This is a genomic window from Sphaerobacter sp. (assembly GCF_019683595.1).
In the GTDB taxonomy this organism is placed as follows: domain Bacteria; phylum Chloroflexota; class Chloroflexia; order Thermomicrobiales; family Thermomicrobiaceae; genus Sphaerobacter.
In genome coordinates, this window is the sequence record NZ_JADGHZ010000043.1 from 1 (window position 1) to 22,491 (window position 22,491).

Consider the following 22,491-nt stretch of genomic DNA (forward strand, 5'->3'; position numbering starts at 1 on the left):
CGGGGAGATCCTTCGCTGCGCCGAGGGCGGCTGGCCGCCGCCCCCGGCTCCGCTCAGGATGACAACGCGGGGGCGCGGACGGCTGTCGCGTTTACCGGACTAATTCGTCAAATTCATAAGCCGCCGGGCACGGGCTGCGGCGCGGGATCCTCACATCACCCATCCCCGGGCACGGACCAGTCGGTGGACACCGGATCACCGGGCTGTGCGCCATGCCCCGTCCCAGCCCGCTTCAGCGGGCTTTGGTTGTGAGCCCGGCGGCTTGAGCCCCGGGGCACGGGCCGACCGCGTACACCGATATCATGCGTCAAACTTCATATGCCCACCGGGCCGATCGGTCGTGGTCGCGGCGGTAGGGGACGCGGTTCACCGTCTACGGGACGGTCGGGCCTGGGTCGTCGCCCGGCGTGCCGGCCTCGGGCTGGGGTTCCTTCGTCGGGATGCGCCCCAATTTCCCGGCGAGCACCAGGGTGCCCAGCACGTCCATGATGACCCGGGTGCCGAGCAGCGCGGTGATGTCCGCCACGTCGTAGGGCGGGCTGACCTCGACCACCTCCATCCCGGCGAGCCCTTCACGGGCGACCAGGCGGATCAGCCGGAGCACCTCGCGCGGCAGGAAGCCGCCCGGCTCCGGGGTGCCGGTTCCGGGCGCGAAAGCGGGGTCGACCGAGTCGATGTCGAAGCTGAGATAGACCGCCTTCGCGCCACGCCAGGCGATCTCCAGCGCGTATTCGGAGACGCGGTCGATGCCGTAGCGGTCGACGTCGTCGAGGGTGATGACGGTTGCGCGGCGCTCGCGGGCCACCCGCAGCCCCTCGCGGGATCCGGTCCAGCCGCCGATCCCGATCTGCACCAGGTTCTCAGGCGGCGCGTTGGGGATGTTCGTGGCGTGGAAGAAGGGCGAGCCGTGCATCCGCTCGTCGAGGCTCGACTCAGACAGGTCGGAGTGGCGGTCGAAGTGGATGATGCCCACCTTGCCGTCGACGAAGGGGGCCAGGCCGCGGATGTCCGGGTAGCCGATCGAGTGGTCGCCGCCGAGGATGACCGGGAAGACCGCGCGCTCGTGGAGGTAGGCGACGGCCCTGTCGATCTGGTCGAAGCTCTTCTCGATGTTGGCCGGGATGACCGACACGTCGCCGACGTCGACCATGTCGAGCGACTCCACGAGGTCGACGCCCAGGCTCGGGTTGTAGCCGCTCCCAAGCCTGGAGATGCGGCGCATGGCCTGGGGGCCGAAGCGCGTTCCGGCGCGGAAGGTGGTCCCGGTGTCGAGGGGGACCCCGAGGATTGCCACGTCCTGACCGCCGAGTTCGCGCATGTCCTCCAGGAACGGGACGCCCATGAAGGTGCCGGCGGACCAGCCCCACTTGCCGCGGTTGAAGAGGGGGATCGTGCGGTCGCGGATAGACGCGGCTGACTCCAGCCCGTACGCGAGGGCCTGCTGAGTCAGCTCGTCGCGCCGCGTCGAGGGGAGGTCCTCCTCCCTGTGCATCGCCTGGGTGCCGTCGAGGTCGTCGCGCCGGAGCCTGCTGTCTTCCTGGCCCATGGTTGCTCGCCTCCTGCCTGCGCGGTGGGGTGCCGGAACGGCCGGGAGGGGATCGCGCGAGCGACCGCGCGGCCCGTCTCGGTGCCGGCGCCGCCCGGGCGTCGTCTCACGACCAGCCTGTGCGCATCCCACGCGCAAGAGCGGTGCCCGGTAAACAGCAGCGCCGGCACGCTGCCGGCTCCGCAGGGACGAAGCATGCGTTGGCCGCATGCCGGCGCGCTGGAAGGGCTGGGGCACTCAGCGGTGGAGGTGTGGGTCGAGGGCATCGCGGATGCCGTCGCCGAGGAAGTTGAAGGCCAGGACGGTAACGAAGATCGCGGCGCCGGGGGCGATCGCCATCCAGGGGGCGTGGTTCAGGTAGTCCTTACCGAAGGAGAGCATGGCACCCCAGCTCGGCGTCGGCGGCTGGACGCCAAGCCCGAGGAAGGAGAGACTGGCCTCGGAGAGGATGGCGAACGCGACGCCGAGCGAGGCCTGCACGATCAGGGGCGCGGTCACGTTGGGTAGGATGTGCCGCCACATGATGCGCAGGTCCGAGACGCCGATCGTGCGTGCCGCCTCGATGAACTCCCGCTCGCGCACGGAAAGCACCTGCCCGCGCACCAGCCGCGCGTAGCCGGGGATGCCGACGATCCCGACGGCGATCATGACGTTGGTGAGGCTGGGGCCGAGGGCGGCGGTGATGGCGAGGGCGAGGACCAGGGTCGGGAACGCGAGCAGCGCATCCATCGCGCGCATGATGGTGCTCTCAAGCAGCCCGATCCGGGTGTAGCCGGCGATCAGACCCAGCGCGGTCCCGATGATCATGGCGATGCCGACCGCGATCACGCCGACCTGGAGCGAGACGCGGGAACCGTAGATGACGCGGCTGAAGACGTCACGGCCGAGCGTGTCGGTGCCCATGAGGTGCTCGCGGTTGGGGCGGGTGAGCGTGGCCGCGAAGTCGCCCTCCTCGACGCCGTAGGGGGCGATGATCGGTGCGAACACCGCACACAGGACGACCAGCGCGATGATGAGGCTGGCGACCGGGGCCATCCGGGTGCGCATGAGACGGGCGAAGAAGGCGCGCAAGCCGGTCGCTCGGCGCCGCGCCTGCTGCCCTAATGGGTCCGCGACGGGTGCTGCCGCGATCTTCGTACCTTGCATGGCTACGCCCCCTCGGTTGTCGTGCTCGCGCATGGCCCCACCATGTTAGCTGTAACGGATCCGTGGATCGAGGAACGCATACAGAAGGTCGACCAGGAGATTGACGACCAGGAACGCCAGGGAGGTGAAGAGCACGACTCCCTGCACCAGCGGGAAATCCCGCTGGAAGATCGAGTCGACCAGCAGGCGCCCGATGCCCGGCAGCGCGAAGATCGTCTCGGTGATGATGGCCCCGCCGAGCAGGCCGCCGATCTGGAGACCGACCACCGTCGCGACCGGGATCAGGGAGTTCTTCAGCGCGTGGACCCGGATCATGCGCATCTCGGTCAGGCCCTTCGCGCGGGCCGTGCGCACGTAATCCTGGTCGAGCACTTCCAAGAGCGATGAGCGGGTCATACGCATGACGATCGCCGAGAGCGCGGTCCCGAGGGTGATGGCGGGCATCAGCATCCGCTTGATGTTGTCGACGATGCCGTCGGCAAGGGGTGTGTAGCCGATGGGCGGCAGCCAGCGCAGGTGAATCGAGAAGATGAAGATCAACAGGATGGCCAGGAAGAAGTTGGGCAGCGACACCCCCAGGAGGGCCACCCCGGTGGACGCCGTGTCGAGCGGCGAGTTGCGCCGCATGGCCGACACGATCCCGACCGGGATCGCGATGGCGACGCCGATCAGGACGGAGAGGATGGCAAGTTCGAGCGTCACGGGCAGGCGCTGCGCGATCGCTTCACTGACCGGCTGGTTGGAGCGGATCGACCGGCCGAGGTCGCCCTGAAGGACGGAGCCCACCCAGCGCAAGTACTGGACAGGCAGCGGCTGGTCGAGCCCCAGCTTCGCGCGCAACGCGGCGACCGCCTCGGGCGTCGCCTCCTCGCCGAGCATGGTGATCGCCGGGTCACCCGGCGTCAGGTGGATCAGCGAGAAAACGATCACGCTGACCAGGAACAGGACCGGCAGCATCGCCAGGATGCGCCGCAGGATGTAGCGGACCATATCGGAACCCCCGCATCCGGGCGGGGGGCTGATGCCCCACCGCCCAGTGCCCTCGCGGCTACTGCTCCAACCAGACCGTGTTCAGCCGCATCATGCCATCCGGGATGTGGACGAAGCCCTTGATGGCCGGCTGCCAGACCTTGATCTCCGCCGGGAAGCGGATGAAGATCATCGGCGCGTCCTCCGCGATGAGGCGGCACACCTCCGAGTAGAGCCGCTTCCGCTCGTCGGGATCCGACACAGCCCGGGTCTGGTTGAGCAGGTCGTCGACTTCGGGGTTGCTATAGCCACCCCGGTTCAGACCGCCGTCGGTGATGAAGTAGTTGTAGATGTTGCCGTCCGGGTCGGGGCGGCCGCTCCACTGGAGGCTCACCGCCTCGAAATCACCGGCATCGTTCCGGTCGAGCAGGGTGCCGAACTCCAGCAGCTCCAGCTTGGCAACGATACCTACCTGGGCGAGCTGGGCGCGGTACGCCTCGGCGAGCTGGATGGCGTCCGGCGAGTTCGTGACCAACATGGTGAACTCGAAGCCGTCGGGCATTCCCGCAGCCTCGAGCAGCTCCCGCGCCTTGTCATAATCCTGCTTGTAGACCTGGACCGACTCGTCGTAGGCCCAGGAGCTGGGCGGGATGGGCGTCTGCGCCGGCGTGCCGAGGCCGAAGAAGATCGCATTGATGATGGCATCCCGGTCGATGCACCAGGCGACGGCCTGGCGCAGCTCCTTCTTGTCGAACGGCGGCCGGGAGACGTTGAGCGAGATGTACTGGAAGGCCAGGCCGGGGATCTCGGAGTAGACGAGGGAGGGGTCGTTCTTGGTCGCCTCCACGTCCTTGGCCGAGATCTGGTCGATCATCTGCACCTCGTTGGTGCGCAGGCTCGTGAGACGCACGGTGGCGTCGATCACCGGCTTGTAGGTGACTTCGTCGAGGTAGGGCAGGCCCTCCTGCCAGTAGTTCTCGTTCCGCCGGACGGTCAGGTGGTCGTCCTTGACCCACTCGACAAAGGTGAAGGCGCCGGTGCCGACCGGATTGCGGGCCAGGTCGTCGCCTAGCTCCTTGATGGCCTTGGGCGAGATGATCATGCCCGCGCGGTCGGACAGGGTGGCCAGCAGCGGCGAATAGGGCTGGCTGAGGGTCAGGACGACGGTGGTGTCGTCCGGTGCGTCGACCTGGGTGACCTGCGCGACCTCACTGCGCCGCGGCAAGGCGTTGTCGGGGTTGAGCATGCGCTCGAAGTTGACCTTGACCGCCTCCGCGTTGAACGGCTCGCCGTCATGGAAGGTCACACCCTCAACGAGGGTGAAGGTGTATTGCTTGCCGTCGTCGGCGATCTCCCACTTCTTGGCGAGATACGGGATGACGTTCAACTGCTCGTCGATATCGACCAGCTTGTCGTAAATCAACTGGTAGACCTGGCGGTCGACGGCCGCGGTGGACTTGTGTGGGTCCATCGTCGTGAGGTCGGAGTTGAGCGCGACGGTGATCTTGCCGCCCCGCTTGGCCTCGCCCTCGCTCGCGGGTTCGGTCGCCGCCGGAGTATCGCCGGAGGTCGAACTCGTGGCGGTTGCGCCCCCGCCGCTCCCGCCGGACGGGGTCGAGGGTGACTCGCTGCCGCCTCCGCAGGCAGCCAGTAGGGCCATGCCGGCGCCGGCCAACCCCACGCCGGCGGCCCGGCGCAAGAGCGTGCGCCGGGTCATTGCGCTCTTGGTCACCGCCTCGACCGCTTCCTCGACGGTGTGTTCAACGTCGTCGTGCGAACGCATGGTCCACCCCCTTGCCCCGAGGGACCCTTCCCCCGGAAATACGACTCTCATCTCCTCCGCGTTCTGGAGCGTCGACGCCGCTGGGACGTGCGCGGCACGTGTGCTCCGCGACACTCACTCGGACAGGTCTGGTCCGCTCCTCCTCCTTACACTCGACGCTGATCGTGCGTGGCGTTCGGTTCGATGCGTCCGGTGGGTGTTAGCCTCTACCACGCTGCCGAGGATGAAGGACTCCACCTCGCGCAGGTGCTGGAGCATCTTGTCGCGTGCCTCATCGGGCTGGCGGGCGCGGACGGCATGCAGGATCTCCTGATGCATCTGGTACGCCCGCAGGTGCCGCTGTGTCGAGGCGTGGTAGTGGCGGCGGCCCTCCTGGAGGAAGCGGTTGATCAAGTGGATCACCTGGACCGCCACTTCGTTGCCTGATGCCTGCGCCAGCGCGACGTGGAACTGCCGGTCGAGATTGGGGGCGCGCTGCGGGACGGGGTGCTCCAGATCCTCGGCCTGTTGGTGGAGCACCTCCTCCAGCGTTGCGATGTCCGCCGGCGTCGCGCGCAGCGCCGCGAGGGCGGCCACGTCCGGCTCGACCATCAGGCGCACCTCCCAGAGGTCGCCAATCAGATCGCCGCTCGCCTCGAGCACCAGGGCCAGCGGCGAGACGAGCCCTTGGACGAAGCCGTTGCGGACGTACGTGCCGCCGCCGTGGTGCGATTCGACGATCCCCGCGATCTCCAACCCACGCAGGGCTTCCCGCAGCGAGGCGCGGCTCACTTGCAGTTGCTCGGCCAGGTCGCGCTCAGCCGGAAGGCGGTCGCCGGGGCGGTAGTGCCCCTCCCGGATCAACTGGCAGAGCTGCGCAGCGATCTGCTGGGAAAGTCTGCGCGGCCGACGAATCGGCTCGACCACGGAGGTCGTCTCCAGTTTGGGAACCACGTAGGCCAAAGAGGTCTACTGGTCATACCACTACGTGACAGGACCAGTATAGGGTTGACCTGTTTCCTTGTCAATCGTACGTGGGACATGTCGAAAGGGATGGCACTGCGACCATCGTACACGGCGAACACCGGGGCAGGCCGGTGGCCCCTCAGGGGAGGGGGCAACCGGCCGCGTTGTGTTGGGTACCGGAGAAACCGTCAGTACCGAGGGTACAGGCGCTGGTAGCAGTCGCGGCAGTAGACCGGTCTGCCGTTGCGTGGCTCGAAGGGGACCATGGTGTCCTGGCCGCATTCGGCGCACACCGCCGGGTAGAACCGACGCTCGGGACGGGACGCGCTGAGTGCACCCGCGCCGGATTCATTGGAGTTCGCCGCCAGGCGGGCCTGGCGCCGCGCCGCCCGGCAGCTCGGGCAGCGGGCGGGGTCGGTGAAGCCGCGCTCGGCGTAGAAGGCTTGCTCCCCCGCGGTGAAGACGAACTCGGCGCCGCAGTCGCGGCAGACCAGGATCTTATCGGGTTGTTCCATGATGGGGCAACTCCCTCGCGGACGGGCGCGGTGGTGCGGCCGCACCTCGCGCCGCGGCTCGCGGTCAGTCCGCTGCCCAACCGGCGAAGGCTGGCGACCGCGCCGCGGCGCGCCGTCCCGGCACAGGGAGCGGATCAGATACTACTCGCGAAACGTGCTCTCAGTATAGGGGGAGGTTTACGCGATCGCAACAGGGGGTCCGGCAGGCGCGTCTCGTCCGTCAGGTATCGGGCTCGGTAGTTCAGGCGCCTGGCGGCAGGCGGGCGGCCGGTTGCCCGGCGCGCTGCCGTGAGGTCGTCGTACGGGCGTATGGCGGGTGAGGTGTTACGACAGCACGTCCTGCAACGCCCGGAGGTACTCCTGATCGTGGTCCTCAATCCGGCGGACGAAGCTGGCCAACGTGATCTCGCCCCACACAGGATGCCGCCCTCGCCGCTCCCAGTCCGCGTCGTTCAGCGAGGCGAGCAGCCGGACGAGGCGCCCGCGGATCTCGCGGAAGGCGGCGAGCGCCTTGCGCGGATCCTGGGCGTGGTAGTCCCGCTCGATCGCCCAAAAATCGGTATCGAAGTTCTCCAGGTTGGGGTTGTCTTCCTCCAGGATGCGGTGCACGCGGTCGAGATTCACCTCGTCCCAGTCGCGTAGGTGGGCCAGGATCTCGACAGCGCCCCAGCCGCCGTCCGGGCCGGCTCGGCGCAGCGCATCCAGCGGCTGTGGCTCGACGATGCGGGCGATCCGGTCCGGGTATTTGAGTAGGCGCTCGAGCATTTCCTCACGTTCGGACGGCATCGGGGGTCACTCCCTCGGGCAGTGAGCGGGCGTCACGCGCCGCCCGGACGGCGGCGCGGGCCAGGACCGCGGTGGGGTCGATGAGCGGCACGGAAACGTCGCTGGGATGCAGGATTAGCGGCAGCTCGGTACAGGCGGCCAGGAGCGCCCCTGCCCCGCGTTCGATCAACTCCTGCGCGGCGACCAGGGCCTTCTCGGTCGTGGCCCGGCTCAGGTCGCCCGCCTTCACCGCCGCGATGGCGGCGGTCACCTGGGCCTGCGCGTCCGGGCCGGGCACGAGCGCACGCAGACCGGCTGCCGCCAAGGCGTCCTGATACAACCCGGCGCGCACCGTGCCGGCAGTCGCCAGGATGCCCGCGGCCGCGCCCGGTGGGAGCAAGGCGGCGACTTCTGCGGCGGTTTCGTCAATCATGCTAATGATCGGGATCGACACTGCGTCGCGCACGGCGCCGAGGAAGGCGTGGGCCGTGTTGCACGGGATCACGATGAAGCTGGCGCCCGCCCGTTCCAGACGCTGCGCTCCGGCGATGAGCCACGGCGTCGGGTCAGGCCCCCCGTGGAGCAGAGCCTCGGTGCGGTCGGGGACTGACGGGTCGGCGTCGATGATCACATGCAGGTGGTCCTGATCGCGTTGTGCCGGTGTCGCCTCGATGATCTTGCGGTACAGGTCTGCCGTGGCCAGCGGTCCCATGCCGCCGAGAACGCCAATCGTTCGCCTCGTTGTCATGCCCTTGCTGCCGTTCCTTCCTCGGGGAGCACCCGGACCGGAACCTCGCGCACCTCGCCGTCGACGCGGAAGGCGCGGACGGTGGGGGGATCGGTCAGAAGCGAGATGATGACCATGAGCGCGTCCGGGTAGTAGGCGTGGCGCAGGTCGGTTGGCGAGGGGGTCGCCTCGCTCCGCGGGTGGGAGTGAAAGATGGCGCCGAGGCGCCAACCCTGGCGGTCGATCTCATTGAGCGCGGCGACGACCTCGGCCGGGTCCATGTTGTAGCGGGTCGGGCTCTGCTCGGTGTTGGTGCCGCGATAGATCTTAACCGCGCGGGATCCGCTGAAGGCGATCAACCCGACGCCCTCGATCGGGGCAACCGATCGGACGTGCTCGATCATCTGCTGATAGAGCGGGGCGCTGATGTTCAGCGCCTCGGGCGCGCCATTCTGCCTGTCTCGCGCCATGACCGCGTCACTCCCGATCGGCTCCGTGCGCGGGGAGCCTCGAACGAAGACCCGACACGGGTGCCGCGCGCACCTTGCAGTATAACAGACGGCTCGCCCCAGACTAACGGGCCGCGCGATCTGCCCGGCGCGACCGAAGGGTGATAGGGTATGCAGCGTGGGTGGCCTGACCCCGGCGGGCGCCGGAGCGGAGGAGGTGGGTCCATGTTCGTCGACATCAGCGTCTTCGAGGTCGAAGAGGGGATGCAGGGGGTCTTCGAGCGCGACTTCCTCCCGGTCGTCGAGCGGGCGCGGGCGGAACAGGGCTGCCTGTCGTCGGAGCTGGTGCGGCTGGAAGAAGAGCGCCGCTATGCCTGGGTCGAACGGTGGGAGAGTCGGGAGCAGCACAACGCCTTCAACGAAATCCTGTTCGGCCAGATCTTGCCGAACCTGCCCGACATCGGTCGCTACTCCACGCGACTGGTCGAGCGCGAAGCCGAGGGCTACGTGGTCGAACGCACCTCACCCTTCGAGCACGCGTCGTAATTCGGTGATGTCGGCGTCGACGGCGTCCAGTGCCTGAGCCAGGCGCTGGAAGCGGTCGCGCTCGGTCCGGACGAAGGTGGCGTAGGGCGAGAGCGCGTCGCGCACCCGCGCCGTCGAGCGTGTCACCTCGCGGTCGAATTGATCGCTCAACGCCTCCGCCAGTCGCTCGCGCAGCTCTACCGAGCGGCGCCGCAACAGTTCACGCGCATGCCGCTTGCGTGCGGGAAGGATGAGCAGCCCCAGCCCACCGACGGTCACGGCCGCCAGAATCCCGGTCACGTCCATCGCCGCCGTCGTCGCGAGCGCGATGACCGCCGCGCCCAGCCCAATGGCGCCGACCTCGGCCACGGCGGTCTGCGTCACCGCGCCGCGCAGCGCCTCGGCAATGACCTCCGCTTCCCGGCCGGGGTCGAACTGATCGACGACGTCTCCGGCTCGACGAGCGACCGCCCCGAGCAGCGCCTGGCGGTCGTAGGTGAACTGCGCGCCGCTCTCGCCGACCACCTCATCCTGGTGCCGGTCGAGCTGTCGCCGGTCGATGTACTCGGTGACGCTCTGCCACAGCCGCAGATCGCGCTCGACCATCCAGTCGATCATCTCCGAAACGACGCCGTCGACCTGTTGCTCGGTGTCGGCGATGACCTCCTGCTCGAACTCGCGCTGGATGCGCTCGCGGTCGAGCAGGTCGAAGACGCGGCCGAGGCGGATGGTCCGGTCGAAGAAGCGGTCGGCGCGTTCGTTCATGCGGTAGACGACGGCGTCGATGCGCGACAGGTAGGCGGTGAAGTCGGCGCGCATCTCCGACTCGAAGACAGCGATCCGCTGTTCGATACGCTCAATTGTCTGCAAGTCGCGGTCGAGCAGATCGAGGCGCTCGGCCGCGATGGCGCGGTAGCGGCCGCCGACGCGGTCGGCGATGCCGAGCGGGTTGAGCAGTTTGAGCCGGATGCGCGTCTGCTCGTCGAGGGTGGAGAGGATGAACTCTTCCAGGGCGCCGAAGCGGCTGGTGGCCCACAGGCGCACGCGCTCCTCCGGCGCCTCGGAGGTCTGCGCCTCGCGCGCCAGGCGCGCCGAGACGGGGAAGATCTGCGGTTCGAGCCCGAGCAGGCGGACGCTGTTGCTGCGGATGAAGGCGACGACCTCGGCGACCTCCTCGTCGTTCCGCAGCAGGTCGATCTTGTTGAGCACGACGACGATCTTCTTCCCCCAGCCGCGGATCTCGGTCATGAACTGCCGCTCGCTCTCGGTGAACGGGCGGTCGGCCGAGGTGACGAAGAGGACGAGGTCGGCGCGGGGGACGAATCGCTGCGAGAGCGCCTCGTGCTCGCGGATGATGGCGTTCGTGCCGGGCGTGTCGACGAGGTTCACGTCGCGGAGGAAGTCGGCAGGGTACGTGTGCTCGACGATGCCGTCGATCCCGACGACCTCGTTCGTGCTCGGCCCGAAGCGGAGGATGTGGATGGCGCTGGTGGTCGGCGTGACACCTTCGGGCATTACCGTGTCGCCGAGCAGCGCGTTGACGACGGCGGACTTCCCGGAGTTGAACTCCCCGGCAATGACGAGCAGGAAGAGTGCACCGAGGCGCTCGGCCGCGTCGCGCAGCAGGTCCAGGTCTTCGGCCTCGGCGGGGAACTGCCGGATGGTCCGGGCCAGCTCCTCGACGATCCCGGCGGCGCGCTGGCGCATCTCCTCCTCGCGGCCGGAGAGGATGCGATCTGGCGGCAACGCGGGGGTGTCGCTCATAGCACGGCGCTCCTCGCGGATGGGCGATGCCTGCAGTTCCCTACGGGCATGCGTATATCTGGGAGTATGCCGGTTACTGGCGACCTCGGCAACCGGGGCGGGTAACAGGCTCTTCCCTGAACACGGAGTTCCCGAGCAGTTCAGGCACGCAGCAAGGGGAGGTCGAGCAGGCGCGCGTAGGGCGGGAGGGGGCCGTCGATCAGCGGCAACGCGTAGGTGCGGAAGGCATCCGTGACCGAGCGGCCGTCGGGGCCGATGAAGGCATCGGGCATACGACGCTCGCGGTTGGCTACCTCGGTCGCGGCGATCACGCCAGTGGTGGCGGTGTAGGGGTCGTCGCTCACGCGCTCCAGGGTGACCATCACTTCCGACGCGCCCTCGACCAGCAGGCGCACGGCGGCGGCGCCGACCTCGTAGGCTTCGCGGCGATCGACCGACGAGGCGCACGCGGCGAACATGCGCGCGATGGTGCCGGGCTTGTCAAACCGCGCCCGCAGGCCGAGGTGCTCCTCGACCGCCCGCGTCAGGGCCGGGCCGGGACCGGGGTAGTAGCGGTGGCCGAACGGGTCGGTCCAGCTCAGGTCCTCGCCGGAGAGGGGGCGGCCCTGCGCGTCCTTGAGAGTCTCCGGCACCACGGCGACGACCTGCCCGTAGCGCTCGTAGGCGCGCTGGATCTCCTCCAGCAGGCCGTGCAGGTTGCGAGGTGGTCGCTCCGGGAAGAAGATCAGGTGCGGGCCGTCGCCGTCGCGCTCCTGGCCGAGCGCGGTGGCCGCGGCAACCCATCCGGCGTTGCGGCCCATGACCTCGATGAACTTGATCGGGTAGAGGGCGGCGGTAGCTTCGGTATCCCGCACTGCGTCGCGCGCAGCCAGCGCGAGGAACCGGGCGATGGAGCCGTAGCCGGGGCAGTGGTCGGTGCCCGGTAAATCGTTGTCGATCGTCTTCGGGACGCTGACGACGCGTAGGTCGTAGCCGGCATCGCGGGCGGCCGCGGCAAGGCGCAGCGCGGTGTCGGCAGAGTCGTTGCCGCCGATGTAGGCCACGGCGCGGATCTTGTATCGGGCGAGAATCTTCACGGCCCGCGCCGCCGTCTCATCGGTCAACCGGCGCCGGGTCGTCCCCAGCACTGCCGAGGGGGTGGTGAGCAACTGGTCGAGTACCTCCGCAGGCTGGCGACCCAGATCGACGAAGCGCTCCGTCAGCACGCCGTCGATCCCGTGGCGAGCACCGATGATCGCATCGAACCGGCCATGTTCCTGGGCTGAGCGGACGACGCCGGCGAGGCTGGCGTTGATGACCGCCGTCGCGCCGCCCGACTGCGCCACCAGTAGGTTTCCGCCAGCTCCCACTCCCTGCTCCGCTCCTCTGCCGACTCTGAGAGTTGTGCCGTCCGCGGCATACGCGGCACGGCTGATGCGTTATAGCAGTAGGGCGCGGGGACGAGCAACCGGCCCGTAGGCAGTGCTGAGAGGCAGCGAATCGATGTTAGACGCGATCCGCGATCTGATCCGGGACGGTGTGAACCGGCTCCGCGACCTCCTGGACCCCTCGCGCCGGCTGCGCCCGCAGCCGGTCCCCGTACCGGTCCGCGACGACCCCCGCTACCGGCGCTAGCCGGGCTGCTAGCGAACGCGGAAGTCGCCGATCGGAATCTCCTCGCGGTCGCCGGTGATGAGGGTCGCCTCGGTGGACGATGGGCCGCCTGAGGCGGGCGCGGTGCGCACGAGAACCGGTCCCAACGTCAAGAGACTCAAGAAACCGCCCGAGGTGGTGACGGGCTGCACCTCAACGCCGGTGATCATGAGGTCGCCCACGTCGGCGTCGGTCGTGACATAGCGTTGCAGAATCGGACTGAGCCGCGGTCCGAGCAACACAGCCGCCACGATGCCGACGAGGAACGGCAGCAGCGTGAACTGCTGGATGATGACGAGCGTGGCGAGGAAGGCCAGCGCCATCACGAGCTGGGCGGCGACGAGCGTGGTGCCGCAGCGCGGGTGGATTGCCAACCGTCGCTCACCGGCCTGCAAGCGGGCCAGCGCCTCCTGCGCGGCGTCCGCAACCAGCGCCGGCGGCGCACCGCCCTGGATGACGAACCCCTCGGGTTTGGCCAGCCCAGCCAGGTGGGACCGGCCGTAGCGTTCCTCGATCACGTTGACGGTGGCGTGCTCCAGCGCGTGGTTGCGCCGGAGCGTGCGGTCGCGCAGCAGCCGCCAAAGCTGGCCGGGCGCGGTGACGAGCGTGACCAGCGAGGCCAGCGTCACCCCGACGGTGGTCAGGATCGCCAGGCCCGCGAGGCCAACGAAGAGCATGAAGACGAAGAGCAGAAACAGCATGGGCGTCCCACCTTGGTCCGCCGCGGAGCGAGCGCGGCGTTGGGACAATTGTGCCACACCAACGCCGCGCCGTGTTGACCCGTGTCACAACAGCTACTATGACCTGGGTCAACCTTCACGCTGTGCCCGCTCCGCGATCCGGCGGCGGTACTCTTCGCGCGCCGCGAGCCACTCGTCCCGGAGGAGGTCGAGTATCAGCCAATCGCGGAAGCGCCCGTCTTTCCGCGTCATGGTCTTGATCCGGCCGGCGTCTCGATAGCCCTGGCGGCGCACGGCGGCCGCGGAGCGGAAGTTCGGCTCCCAGACCATGGAGTAGACCATGTGCAACTGAATCCGGTCGAAGGCGTACTCCAGCAGGAGATGCTTAGCCTCCGGGCCGTAGCCCTTGCCCCGGAACTCAGCGTGGCCGATGTAGCTCCCCGTCTCCGCCGTTCGGTTGACCCAGTCGATGCTCCACAGGTCAACGGTGCCGATGAACTGGTCATTCTCTTTCAGGCAGACGGCGAACGCGATGTGCTCCGGCGGCTGCTTCGCATACGCCTCCCGGATCCAGGACGTGAACGCGATGGGGCTGAGGGGCATCCGGTGCTCCCAGAAGGGCTCGGGCTCCTGGGCCGCGTACTGCGCCAGCAACTCCGCGTCACTCTCCTCCAAGGGGCGGAGATAGACGCGGTCGCCTACCATGATCGGATTACGCATCATCTGCCTCCACCTTCGGGTCGACAAACTGGTAGATCAGCAGGTCAACGCGGTGCCCGGCGCGGGCAATCGCCTCGCGCATGCGCACGGCCGGCTTGAGCCCCGCCGACTCCGCCGCCGCCAGCGTCCGCTGCTCATCCGCGGCGATCTCGACCGTGATCGCCAGCAACTCATGCTCGTCGCGTAGCCAGGGGACGACGAGCCCGAGCGCCTCGGCGCGCATGAGATCGGCGTCGTCGAGCCAGGGCGCCATGTGGAAGCGGAGGGATGCCCGCTGCGTCCCGAACTGGATCCGGCAGCTCCCCACGACCGCCTCATCGCTCCGCCGCACGATCGCGAGGAGATGCCAGCGGGCGTCCCAGGGGTCACCATGGAGCTTCTCCTTGAGGAACGCCTCGGCACGAGGGGTGTTGACCGGGAACCGGCTGTCGAACCACGCGGCGGCGTGATGCTTGTCGTCCTCCACCATCGCGCGGAGGTAAACGGTCGGACCCGTCAAGTAGACGGCCTGCATTCAGCACTCTCCTCCACTCCGAGCCTGTCATCTCGTTCCATGCTCATTGGCTACACCGCCCAACGAACGCGGCCCACATCGATGCCTCCTCTCAAACCGGGTCTCCTCCTCATGGCCTTGCCGATCCATCATGCCGTGTGCACGCTTAGCCGCTGCGCTTCAGCCGGCCGGTGCGCTTGGCGTAGCGTTCGACCGCCGTGAAGATCGCCAAGCCGAGCGGGATGGTCAGGAGTCCGATCACTCCCATCGGCAGGAGGTACTGCCCAAGCTCGGCGGTAGAGCGGCCGTCGAGCACGGTCGCGCGCATGCCCTCCAGCACGTAGGTAGCGGGGGACACGCGGGCAAGTCCCTGCATCCAGCCGGGCAGTACCGAGATCGGGTAGTAGACGCCGGACACCAGCAGCAGCACCGACGAGATGATGAACGTCATCTCCTCCCCGCGCTCGGTGAAGAGCAGCGGGAGGACGGCCGCCATGATCCCGACGCCGATGAAGCTCAAACTGCCGAAGAGGATCACCACCAGCGCGCCGCCCAGGTTCGCGTTCGCCAGGCTCACGTCGAAGAACACGGCCAGCGTGAGGAGGAGGACGGCCGTCCTGGCGATGCCGTAGAGCACGCTGAAGAGCGAGACGCCCAGCATGTGCGTCAACCGCGATACCGGCGCCATCATGGTGTACTCGATCGTCCCCTCCCAGCGCTCCCAGGAGATCATCTCGCTGATGTTGGCGAAGACCGAGCGCAGGTAGGACCAGACCAACGTACCGATGCCCAGGTAGAGGATCAGATCCTGGCCGGGCATCTGCTGCGCCTTGCCGATGTACATCACGCTCAGCGACGAGGTGACGTTGTAGATCAGGAAGGCGATCTCCCAACCCCAGTAGCGTCGCACCAGAAAGAAGTTGCGCTCGACGAAGGCGTACGACGCGAGGGCCTCGTGCCGAAGCCGCCTCCGGCTGAAGGGACGCACCTGCGTTGAATGAGCCATGCTCTCTCCCTACTCGTCCGCCCGCGCGGCCGTCCCAATGCCGTCCGGCGCGGGTTAGTCCACCCCGCTGGGCGCTTCGTCCTCGTGGAGGTCCCGCCCCGTGAGGTGGAAGAACGCTTCCTCCAGTGTGTCCACGGGCATCCCGGCGATGGCCGTCGCCTGGCGCTTCAGGCCGTCGGCATCGTCGACGGCGATCAACCGGCCGCTGTCGATCACGGCGATCCGATCACACAGCCGCTCCGCTTCGGCCATGTCGTGGGTGCAGAGGATGATCGTCGCGTCGTGCTCGTTGCGGAGTTGCAGGATGAACTCCTGCACGTCCCGCTTCGAACGCGGGTCGAGGCCGGTGGTCGGCTCGTCCAGGAGCAGGAGCACCGGCGACGTCAGGAAGGCCCGCGCGATGGCGACCTTCTGCTGCATCCCACGTGAGAGCTGCTCCAGCGGCTGGTTGACCCGGCTGCGATCCAGCCCGAGCCGTTCCAGGATCTCGACGATGTCCGCGCGTAGGCCGGCGCCCGCGCGGCCGTAGAGCCGCAGGGCGTACAGCAGGTTCTCCATGGCCGAGAGCTTCTTAAAGAAGGACGCCTCGACCGAGACCCGGTTGATCAGCCGCTTGATCTGGGCCTCATCCGCTCGCAGGTCGAGCCCGAAGATGCGGACGGTACCCGCGTCCGGGATCAGCAGCGTCGAGAGGACGCGGATCAGCGTCGACTTACCCGAGCCGTTGACGCCGAGGATGCCGAAGATCTCCTTCCGCTGGACGTCGAAGCTGACGTCATGGAGGGCATGCACCGTCTGCAGCGGCCGTCTGCGCACCAGCGAGTAGCGCACGAAGACCTTGGACAGGTGCTCGACCGTGACGGCCGGGACCGACGCGGTGGGTCGTTGGACGGCCGGTGACTGCACGGTAACGCTCATCGGGTGTCCTCTCTGCCTGACAGGTTTCATGAGCGGCCCGAGAAACAAAACAAAAACCGCGGGCGAGACGACGGAGTCTCTCTGCCCGCGGTGGGATACTCTGGACGTTAGAGCGTTATCTCAAGGTTCCCCCGACGCGGGCACATTCCGCCCCAGCACACCAGCCAGCAGGCTACCGGTCTCGCGGTAGCTCACTCCCTGGCTGATGTTTACGGCAAAGCGGTTCAGCACCCGCGTCCTCCTAAAGTCACGTAAGCGTGACCCTCGGGGTCAACGTTGCCATTCTAGGGCTGTTGCGGGCCGCTGTCAAGGCAGGAGCGGCGTGGGCGGAGTGGGACAGCGACGAGAGCCGGCAGGGGCGCGTCGTGCTGCGGCGCGCGGGCCATCAGCGGTGCAGGTCGCATCCGACCGGCGAATTCGCGCCGCGCACCGCGTCGCGGGTTTTGCATCGCCCGGGACCGTCTGCTATACTCCTACTGTTTCGGGGAGTGGCGCAGCCCGGTTAGCGCGCCGCGTTCGGGACGCGGAGGTCGGAGGTTCAAATCCTCTCTCCCCGACCAGCCACGGGAGCCGTACGGCTCCCGTTTTTTCGTGCCCGGCAGGCCCCGTTGGAACCCCATCGGGTGCTATGATCCGAGCCGGAGGTGGAACCGAGGCATGGGACAGGGTGACGGCGTGGAGACCAGCATCGACTACCAGGCGCTCCGGCGGTTGCCGTCGATCGCGGCGGTGACGGCGGACCCGACGGTCGCGGACGTCGCGCGTGGGCTGCGCCCGGAGATCGTCACCGCCGTCGCGCAGCGGGTGGTGGAGCGTGTGCGGCGGGCGATCCTCGCGGGGGAGGCGGGGGCCGACCCGGAGCAGGTGATCCCGGAGGTACGGGCGGAGCTCGCGCGGCTCTTGGAGCCGCGGCTGGCGACGGTCATCAACGGCACGGGCGTTGTCATCCACACCAACCTGGGCCGAGCGCCGGTCAGCGCGGAGACGGCGCAGGCGATGCTGGAAGCGGCCACCACTTACACGCCGCTTGAGTTGCAGATCGAGACGGGTCGCCGCGGTGGGCGGATGGACGAAGTGACCCGCCTGATGCGGGCGCTCACCGGGGCCGAGGCGACGCTGGTGGTCAACAACAACGCCTCGGCGATCCTGCTGACCCTGAGCGCGCTCTGCGCCGGGCGCGAGGTGATCCTCTCCCGCGGGCAGGCGGTCGAGATCGGCGGCGGCTTCCGCGTGCCGGACGTGATGGCGCAGAGCGGTGCGCGGCTCGTCGAAGTGGGTACCACCAACCGGACCTACGCCCGCGACTACGAAGCGGCCATCACCGAGGAGACCGCGGCGCTCCTGGCGGTTCACTGGAGCAACTTCCGCATCATCGGCTTCACTACCCAGCCCTCGCTGGAGGAGCTGGCGGAGATCGCGCGGCGGCGGGGTTTGGTACTGATCGAAGACCTGGGGAGCGGCTGCCTGATCGACACGGCTCCCTACGGGCTGGCGCATGAGCCGACGGTGGGGGAGAGCCTCGCCGCCGGGGTGGACGTGGTGTGCTTCTCCGGCGATAAGCTGCTCGGCGGCCCGCAGGCGGGGATCATCAGCGGCCGGGCGGACCTCGTTCGCCGGATCGCGGCGCACCCCCTCGCCCGGGCGGTCCGGGCGGACAAGACGGCACTGGCCGGTGTCGCGGCCACGCTGCGCCACTACCTGCGCGGGGACGTGACCGAGACCGTGCCGATCTGGCGCATGATCGCGGCGCCGGTCGAGTCGCTGGAGGAGCGATGTCGCGCCTGGGCGGCGGCACTGGAGGCGGCCGGGCCGTTGCGGGTGGTGCCGAGCCGGGCGGCGGTTGGCGGCGGCTCGCTCCCGGGTGAGACGCTGGAGAGCCGGGCGCTGGCGATCGACGCAGCGGTCGCGGCCCGGCATGGGCTGTCGCTCGACGCGCTGGCCGCCCGCCTGCGTACCGGATCACCCCCGCTCATGCCCCACGTGGCCGAGGATCACCTGCTCATCGACGCGCGCACGGTACTGCCCGACCAAGACGCCGGCGTGGTGCAGGCGGTGGCGACCGCGCTCGGCGCGAAGGTTCCCGAATCGCAGTGACTAGAGCCGCTGCGTGCGGCCCTCACCCCTGTCCCCTCTCCCACGTGTGCGAGAGTCGCTTCGTGTTTCTGGCGCAGGTTGCGGGGCTCGCTTGACCGGCTCCCGCCTGCATCGTAGGATGGCGGCGCGGTGGTGTACCGGTGGTCCGGACGCCAACCGCGGGTGAGCTATTTTTCGCGCTGCTGACTCCGCTTGGATCCGTGGTGACCGAGACGGAGGAATAGGGAAGCCTGCCTCCGCCCTCCTTGGTGGGAGGGTGCCTCGGCGCCTGGCCGGCGGGGGAGCCGCGCCTAGCTGGGAGGCAGGATGCTCCTCGTCCTCGATGTCTCCAACCGGCAGACCGCGGTCGCCCTCTTCAACGCGGACCGGTACGACCCCTGGTGGATCAGCACCGACCCCAACCGAACGGCCGATGAAGTCGGCCTCCTCCTCGAGACCATGCTGCGGCACCGCGGTGTCGACCCGTCCCGCCTGCGGGGCGTAGTCCTGGGCTCGGTCGTTCCCGCGCTGACGCGGACGGTTCGCCAGGCGTGCGCCCGCTACCTGGGGCTGGAGCCACTCGTGGTCGGGCCGGGAGTGCGGACGGGCGTGCGCGTGCGCACCGACAACCCGCGCGAGGTCGGTCCCGACCGGATCGCCAACGCCCTGGCCGCCTTCCGCCGCTACGGCGGGCCTGCGGTGGTGGTCGATGTCAGCTCGACGACGACCTTCGACGCCGTCTCGGCCGACGGGGACTACCTCGGGTCGGCGATCGCCCCGGGGCTGGACATGGCATCGGGCGCGCTGGCACAGCGGGCGGCGCAGTTGCGAGAGGTGGAGCTGCTTCGGCCGGAGCGGGTCATCGGCCGGAACACGGTGGCGGCCATCCAGTCGGGGCTGGTGTTCGGGTTCGCCGCGCTGGTGGACGGGATCGCCGAGCGGATGAAGGCGGAGCTGGGAGGCGGGCGCGTGATCGCCACCGGGCCGGACGTCGCGCTGGTCCAGGCGGAAGCCCGGAGCATCGACGTGGTCGACCCGATGCTGACCCTCGAAGGGCTGCGCCTGATCTGGGAGTTGAACGCGGGGGAAGGAACGTCCCGGTGAAGCTCGGGTTCGTCGGCGCCGGCGCGGCCGGAGGTGCGATGGCCCGAGCGCTGGCCGCGGCGGGCGTGCCGGTAGTGGCGGTGACCGGGAAGGGTCAGGAGCGGGCGCGCGCCCTGGCGGCAGTCATCCCTGGGTGCGCTGCCGTGCCGACCGCGCAGGACGTTGCGGATCGCGCGGATCTGGTCGTTCTAGCGGTGCCCGATCGCGCCATCGCGGAGGTGTGCGCTGCGGTGCGGTGGCGTGCCGGGGCGGCGGTCGTGCATTGCAGCGGCGCGCACTCGCTCGATGTGCTCGAGCCGGCCCGAGAGGTCGGAGCGCTGGTCGGCGGCTGTCATCCGTTGCAGACCCTCACCGGTACCCCGGAGGACGCCGCCAAGCTGGCCGGCAGCGTCTTCGGGATCGAGGCGGAGGAACCGCTTCGCGGGATGCTGGCGGACCTGGTGGAGCGCATCGGCGGGCAGCCGGTGTTGCTGTCGGCGCGGGATAAGGCGCTCTACCACGCATCGGCGGTGCTGATCTCGAACTTCACCGTGACGTTGGCGGCGACGGCCGCCGGGCTGTGGGAGGTATTCGGGGTGGACCGCCGGGACGGACTCCGGGCGCTGCTCCCGCTGCTGCGGGGCACGATTGTGAACCTGGAGCAGCATGGTGTCCCGAACGCATTGACCGGGCCCATTGCCCGGGGCGACGCCGGGACGCTCGAGCGGCACCTGAATGCGCTGGCGGACTACCGGCCGGACCTGTTGCCGCTCTATCGGGAACTGGGGCGGCATACCGTGCCGCTGGCACGGGAGCGCGACCCCGGCGGCGCGGCGGATCGGATGGCGGACGCCCTCCTCGCTCTCCTCGACGGGGAAGGCGAGGGCGCGGAGTGAGAGGACCCAGTCATGAAGGATACCCGGATCACCATCGCGGACCTGAAGGCGATGAAGGCGCGCGGCGAGCGCTTTGCCATGCTCACGGCATACGACTACGCCACGGCGCGCCTGCTCGATGAGGCGGGCATCCCCGCCCTGCTGGTGGGTGACTCCTTCGGCATGGTCGTGCTCGGGTACGACACGACGTTGCCCGTGACCCTCGACGACATGCTGCACCATGTCAAGGCGGTGGTGCGCGGCACCAAGCGGGCGCTGGTCGTGGCCGACATGCCCTTCCTTACCTACCAGGTCAGCGTCGAAGAGGCGCTGCGCAACGCCGGGAGGCTGATTCAGGAGGGCGGCGCGCAAGCGGTCAAAGTCGAGGGTGGTGCCGACGTTGTGCCGACCGTGAGGCGGCTGACCTCGGCCGGTATCCCGGTGATGGGCCACCTGGGGCTCACGCCGCAGTCGGTCCACCAGTTCGGCGGGTTCAAGGTCCAGGCGCGGACGCTTGAGGCGATCGAGCAGTTGATCGCCGACGCGAAGGCGTTAGAGGAGGCCGGGGCGTTCGCGGTGGTGCTGGAGTGCATCCCGGCTCCGGTCGCCAAGGTGGTGACGAAGTCCCTCTCGATCCCGACTATCGGCATCGGTGCCGGACCGGACTGCGACGCCCAGGTGCAGGTGATCCACGACCTGCTTCACCTCATCCCGGGCCCGCTGCCGAAGCATGCCAAGGCGTACGCCAACGTCGGAGAGATGATCCAGCAGGCGGTCGCCCAGTACGCGGCGGATGTCGCCTCGGGCACATTCCCGACGGAGCAGGAGAGTTTCCGGCTGCCGAAGGGGGTGACGCCCGACGATGTTGCGGCGCTGGGCGCCGCGGCGGGTGGCGAGGACTAGCGAGGGGAACCAGGCCATGCGGGTCATCGAGACGGTCGCGGCGTTGCGCTCCTGGCGGCGCGCGCTGCCCGGCACGCTGGGGTTGGTACCCACGATGGGCTACCTCCACGAGGGACACCTGGCGCTGGTGCGGAGGGCGCGGGCCGAGAACGACCACGTCGTGGTCAGCATCTTCGTCAACCCAACCCAGTTCGGGCCGGGCGAGGACTTCGCGGCCTACCCGCGGGACACCGAGCGGGATCTGGCGCTGCTGCGCGGGGAGGGCGTGGATGCCGTCTTCCTGCCGCCGGTCGAGGAGATGTATCCCCCGCGCTTCAGCACGGCGGTGGAGGTCGGCGGCGTAACTGAGCGGCTGGAAGGGGCGGCCCGGCCGGGGCACTTCCGGGGCGTGGCCACAGTGGTCGCCAAGCTGTTCAACCAGTCTCAACCCGACCGGGCGTACTTCGGGCAGAAGGACGCCCAGCAGGTGCTGGTGGTCCGGCAGATGGTGCGCGACTTGGACATGCCGGTGGAAGTCGTGACCGTGCCGACCGTGCGCGACGCGGACGGCCTGGCGCTCAGCAGCCGGAATGTGTACCTGGGTCCGGAGGAGCGCCGCGCCGCGCTGGCGATTCCGCGCGGCTTGTTCGCGGCGGAGGCGGCATTCCGGGCCGGGGAGCGAGACGCGGCGCGCCTGCGGGCGGTGGTAATGGAGCACCTGGAGGCCGAGCCACTGGTGCAGCCCGAGTACGTCAGCCTCGCCGATGCCGAGACACTGGAGGAGCTGACCGTGGTAGACCGGCCGGCGTTGCTGTCGCTGGCGGCACGGGTCGGGCGCGCGCGGCTGATCGATAACGTGGTGCTGGGGGAGGGCGAGTGAGAGGGGACGTCAGGCGTCATGCGTCATGCGTCCCCCTCACCCCCCGGCCCCCTCTCCCACGAGGGGAGAGGGGGAGTTGCGGCGATGGGTGGTGTGGGATCAGGCGATGAGGGTG

General features: G+C 69.0%; 23 protein-coding genes and 1 tRNA gene. 8 read left to right on the forward strand and 16 right to left on the reverse strand.

The features are described 5' to 3' along the window. Positions 1-373: 373 nt before the first annotated feature. The 9 genes from IRZ30_RS06810 to IRZ30_RS06850 form a co-directional block, all read right to left on the reverse strand. Positions 374-1,546 carry an agmatinase family protein gene (locus IRZ30_RS06810; protein WP_294084143.1) on the reverse strand — a complete coding sequence of 391 codons (1,173 nt, stop codon included), beginning with the start codon at positions 1,544-1,546 and terminating at the stop codon, positions 374-376. Positions 1,547-1,783: 237 nt separating this feature from the next. Next, positions 1,784-2,692 (reverse strand): ABC transporter permease, encoded by a 909-nt coding sequence (locus tag IRZ30_RS06815; RefSeq protein ID WP_294084144.1) that lies wholly within the window; start codon positions 2,690-2,692, stop codon positions 1,784-1,786. A gap of 45 nt (positions 2,693-2,737) precedes the next feature. Continuing rightward, positions 2,738-3,682 (reverse strand): nickel ABC transporter permease, encoded by a 945-nt coding sequence (gene nikB / locus IRZ30_RS06820; RefSeq protein ID WP_294084145.1) that lies wholly within the window; start codon positions 3,680-3,682, stop codon positions 2,738-2,740. Positions 3,683-3,740: 58 nt separating this feature from the next. Next, the gene (locus IRZ30_RS06825) at positions 3,741-5,444 is read right to left on the reverse strand and encodes an ABC transporter substrate-binding protein (protein WP_294084146.1); all 1,704 of its coding nucleotides are present in this window, start codon (positions 5,442-5,444) and stop codon (positions 3,741-3,743) included. 114 nt (positions 5,445-5,558) lie between these two features. After that, on the reverse strand, positions 5,559-6,377 hold the full coding sequence (locus IRZ30_RS06830; RefSeq protein WP_294084165.1) for a FadR/GntR family transcriptional regulator: 819 nt from the start codon (positions 6,375-6,377) through the stop codon (positions 5,559-5,561). Positions 6,378-6,577: 200 nt separating this feature from the next. Beyond that, positions 6,578-6,904: a zinc-ribbon domain containing protein gene (locus IRZ30_RS06835; RefSeq protein WP_294084147.1), complete on the reverse strand. Its 327-nt coding sequence runs from the start codon at positions 6,902-6,904 to the stop codon at positions 6,578-6,580. Between the two features lie 324 nt (positions 6,905-7,228). Further along, a complete protein-coding gene (locus IRZ30_RS06840) occupies positions 7,229-7,690 on the reverse strand; it encodes a DinB family protein (protein WP_294084148.1) in 462 nt (153 codons plus the stop codon). After that, on the reverse strand, positions 7,674-8,417 hold the full coding sequence (locus IRZ30_RS06845; protein WP_294084149.1) for an amino acid racemase: 744 nt from the start codon (positions 8,415-8,417) through the stop codon (positions 7,674-7,676). The genes IRZ30_RS06840 and IRZ30_RS06845 overlap by 17 nt, the downstream gene beginning before the upstream one ends. Beyond that, the gene (locus IRZ30_RS06850; RefSeq protein WP_294084150.1) at positions 8,414-8,866 is read right to left on the reverse strand and encodes a M67 family metallopeptidase; all 453 of its coding nucleotides are present in this window, start codon (positions 8,864-8,866) and stop codon (positions 8,414-8,416) included. Before IRZ30_RS06850 ends, IRZ30_RS06845 begins: the two co-directional genes overlap by 4 nt. Before the next feature lie 204 nt (positions 8,867-9,070). Here IRZ30_RS06850 and IRZ30_RS06855 point away from each other — a divergent pair, with 204 nt between their 5' ends. Next, entirely contained in the window at positions 9,071-9,391 is a 321-nt protein-coding gene (locus tag IRZ30_RS06855; protein ID WP_294084151.1) for an antibiotic biosynthesis monooxygenase, read from the forward strand. Here the strand turns inward: IRZ30_RS06855 and IRZ30_RS06860 are convergent. Both IRZ30_RS06860 and IRZ30_RS06865 read right to left on the reverse strand, forming a co-directional pair. Next, a complete protein-coding gene (locus IRZ30_RS06860; protein ID WP_294084152.1) occupies positions 9,368-11,134 on the reverse strand; it encodes a dynamin family protein in 1,767 nt (588 codons plus the stop codon). The two genes, IRZ30_RS06855 and IRZ30_RS06860, sit on opposite strands and share 24 nt — an antisense overlap. Positions 11,135-11,274: 140 nt before the next feature. Continuing rightward, a complete protein-coding gene (locus tag IRZ30_RS06865; protein ID WP_294084153.1) occupies positions 11,275-12,483 on the reverse strand; it encodes a diphosphate--fructose-6-phosphate 1-phosphotransferase in 1,209 nt (402 codons plus the stop codon). A 133-nt stretch (positions 12,484-12,616) separates the two neighbouring features. Here IRZ30_RS06865 and IRZ30_RS06870 point away from each other — a divergent pair, with 133 nt between their 5' ends. Next, a complete protein-coding gene (locus IRZ30_RS06870; RefSeq protein ID WP_294084154.1) occupies positions 12,617-12,748 on the forward strand; it encodes a hypothetical protein in 132 nt (43 codons plus the stop codon). Positions 12,749-12,756: 8 nt separating this feature from the next. Here the strand turns inward: IRZ30_RS06870 and IRZ30_RS06875 are convergent, their stop codons facing one another. The 5 genes from IRZ30_RS06875 to IRZ30_RS06895 all read right to left on the reverse strand — a co-directional run bounded on the left by IRZ30_RS06875 (position 12,757) and on the right by IRZ30_RS06895 (position 16,583). Continuing rightward, the gene (locus tag IRZ30_RS06875) at positions 12,757-13,467 is read right to left on the reverse strand and encodes a DUF6391 domain-containing protein (protein ID WP_294084155.1); all 711 of its coding nucleotides are present in this window, start codon (positions 13,465-13,467) and stop codon (positions 12,757-12,759) included. Positions 13,468-13,575: 108 nt separating this feature from the next. Then, complete coding sequence (locus tag IRZ30_RS06880; RefSeq protein WP_294084156.1) at positions 13,576-14,169, reverse strand: GNAT family protein; 594 nt, start codon at positions 14,167-14,169, stop codon at positions 13,576-13,578. Beyond that, positions 14,159-14,680 (reverse strand): GNAT family protein, encoded by a 522-nt coding sequence (locus IRZ30_RS06885; protein ID WP_294084157.1) that lies wholly within the window; start codon positions 14,678-14,680, stop codon positions 14,159-14,161. Before IRZ30_RS06885 ends, IRZ30_RS06880 begins: the two co-directional genes overlap by 11 nt. A gap of 145 nt (positions 14,681-14,825) precedes the next feature. After that, the gene (locus tag IRZ30_RS06890) at positions 14,826-15,665 is read right to left on the reverse strand and encodes an ABC transporter permease (RefSeq protein WP_294084158.1); all 840 of its coding nucleotides are present in this window, start codon (positions 15,663-15,665) and stop codon (positions 14,826-14,828) included. Positions 15,666-15,719: 54 nt separating this feature from the next. Then, entirely contained in the window at positions 15,720-16,583 is an 864-nt protein-coding gene (locus IRZ30_RS06895) for an ABC transporter ATP-binding protein (RefSeq protein ID WP_294084159.1), read from the reverse strand. Between the two features lie 482 nt (positions 16,584-17,065). Between IRZ30_RS06895 and IRZ30_RS06900 the strand changes: the two genes are divergently transcribed. From IRZ30_RS06900 to panC, 6 genes are all read left to right on the forward strand, one after another. Next, a tRNA-Pro gene (locus IRZ30_RS06900) sits at positions 17,066-17,143 on the forward strand. A 97-nt stretch (positions 17,144-17,240) separates the two neighbouring features. Continuing rightward, positions 17,241-18,677, forward strand: coding sequence for an L-seryl-tRNA(Sec) selenium transferase (selA, locus tag IRZ30_RS06905; protein WP_294084160.1), 1,437 nt, complete (start codon positions 17,241-17,243; stop codon positions 18,675-18,677). Between the two features lie 306 nt (positions 18,678-18,983). Next, positions 18,984-19,760: a type III pantothenate kinase gene (locus tag IRZ30_RS06910; RefSeq protein WP_294084161.1), complete on the forward strand. Its 777-nt coding sequence runs from the start codon at positions 18,984-18,986 to the stop codon at positions 19,758-19,760. After that, positions 19,757-20,635, forward strand: coding sequence for a DUF2520 domain-containing protein (locus IRZ30_RS06915; RefSeq protein WP_294084162.1), 879 nt, complete (start codon positions 19,757-19,759; stop codon positions 20,633-20,635). The genes IRZ30_RS06910 and IRZ30_RS06915 overlap by 4 nt, the downstream gene beginning before the upstream one ends. A gap of 12 nt (positions 20,636-20,647) precedes the next feature. Further along, positions 20,648-21,517, forward strand: coding sequence for a 3-methyl-2-oxobutanoate hydroxymethyltransferase (gene panB, locus IRZ30_RS06920; protein WP_294084163.1), 870 nt, complete (start codon positions 20,648-20,650; stop codon positions 21,515-21,517). Between the two features lie 16 nt (positions 21,518-21,533). Next, positions 21,534-22,376 carry a pantoate--beta-alanine ligase gene (gene panC / locus IRZ30_RS06925; RefSeq protein ID WP_294084164.1) on the forward strand — a complete coding sequence of 281 codons (843 nt, stop codon included), beginning with the start codon at positions 21,534-21,536 and terminating at the stop codon, positions 22,374-22,376. Positions 22,377-22,491 lie beyond the last annotated feature (115 nt).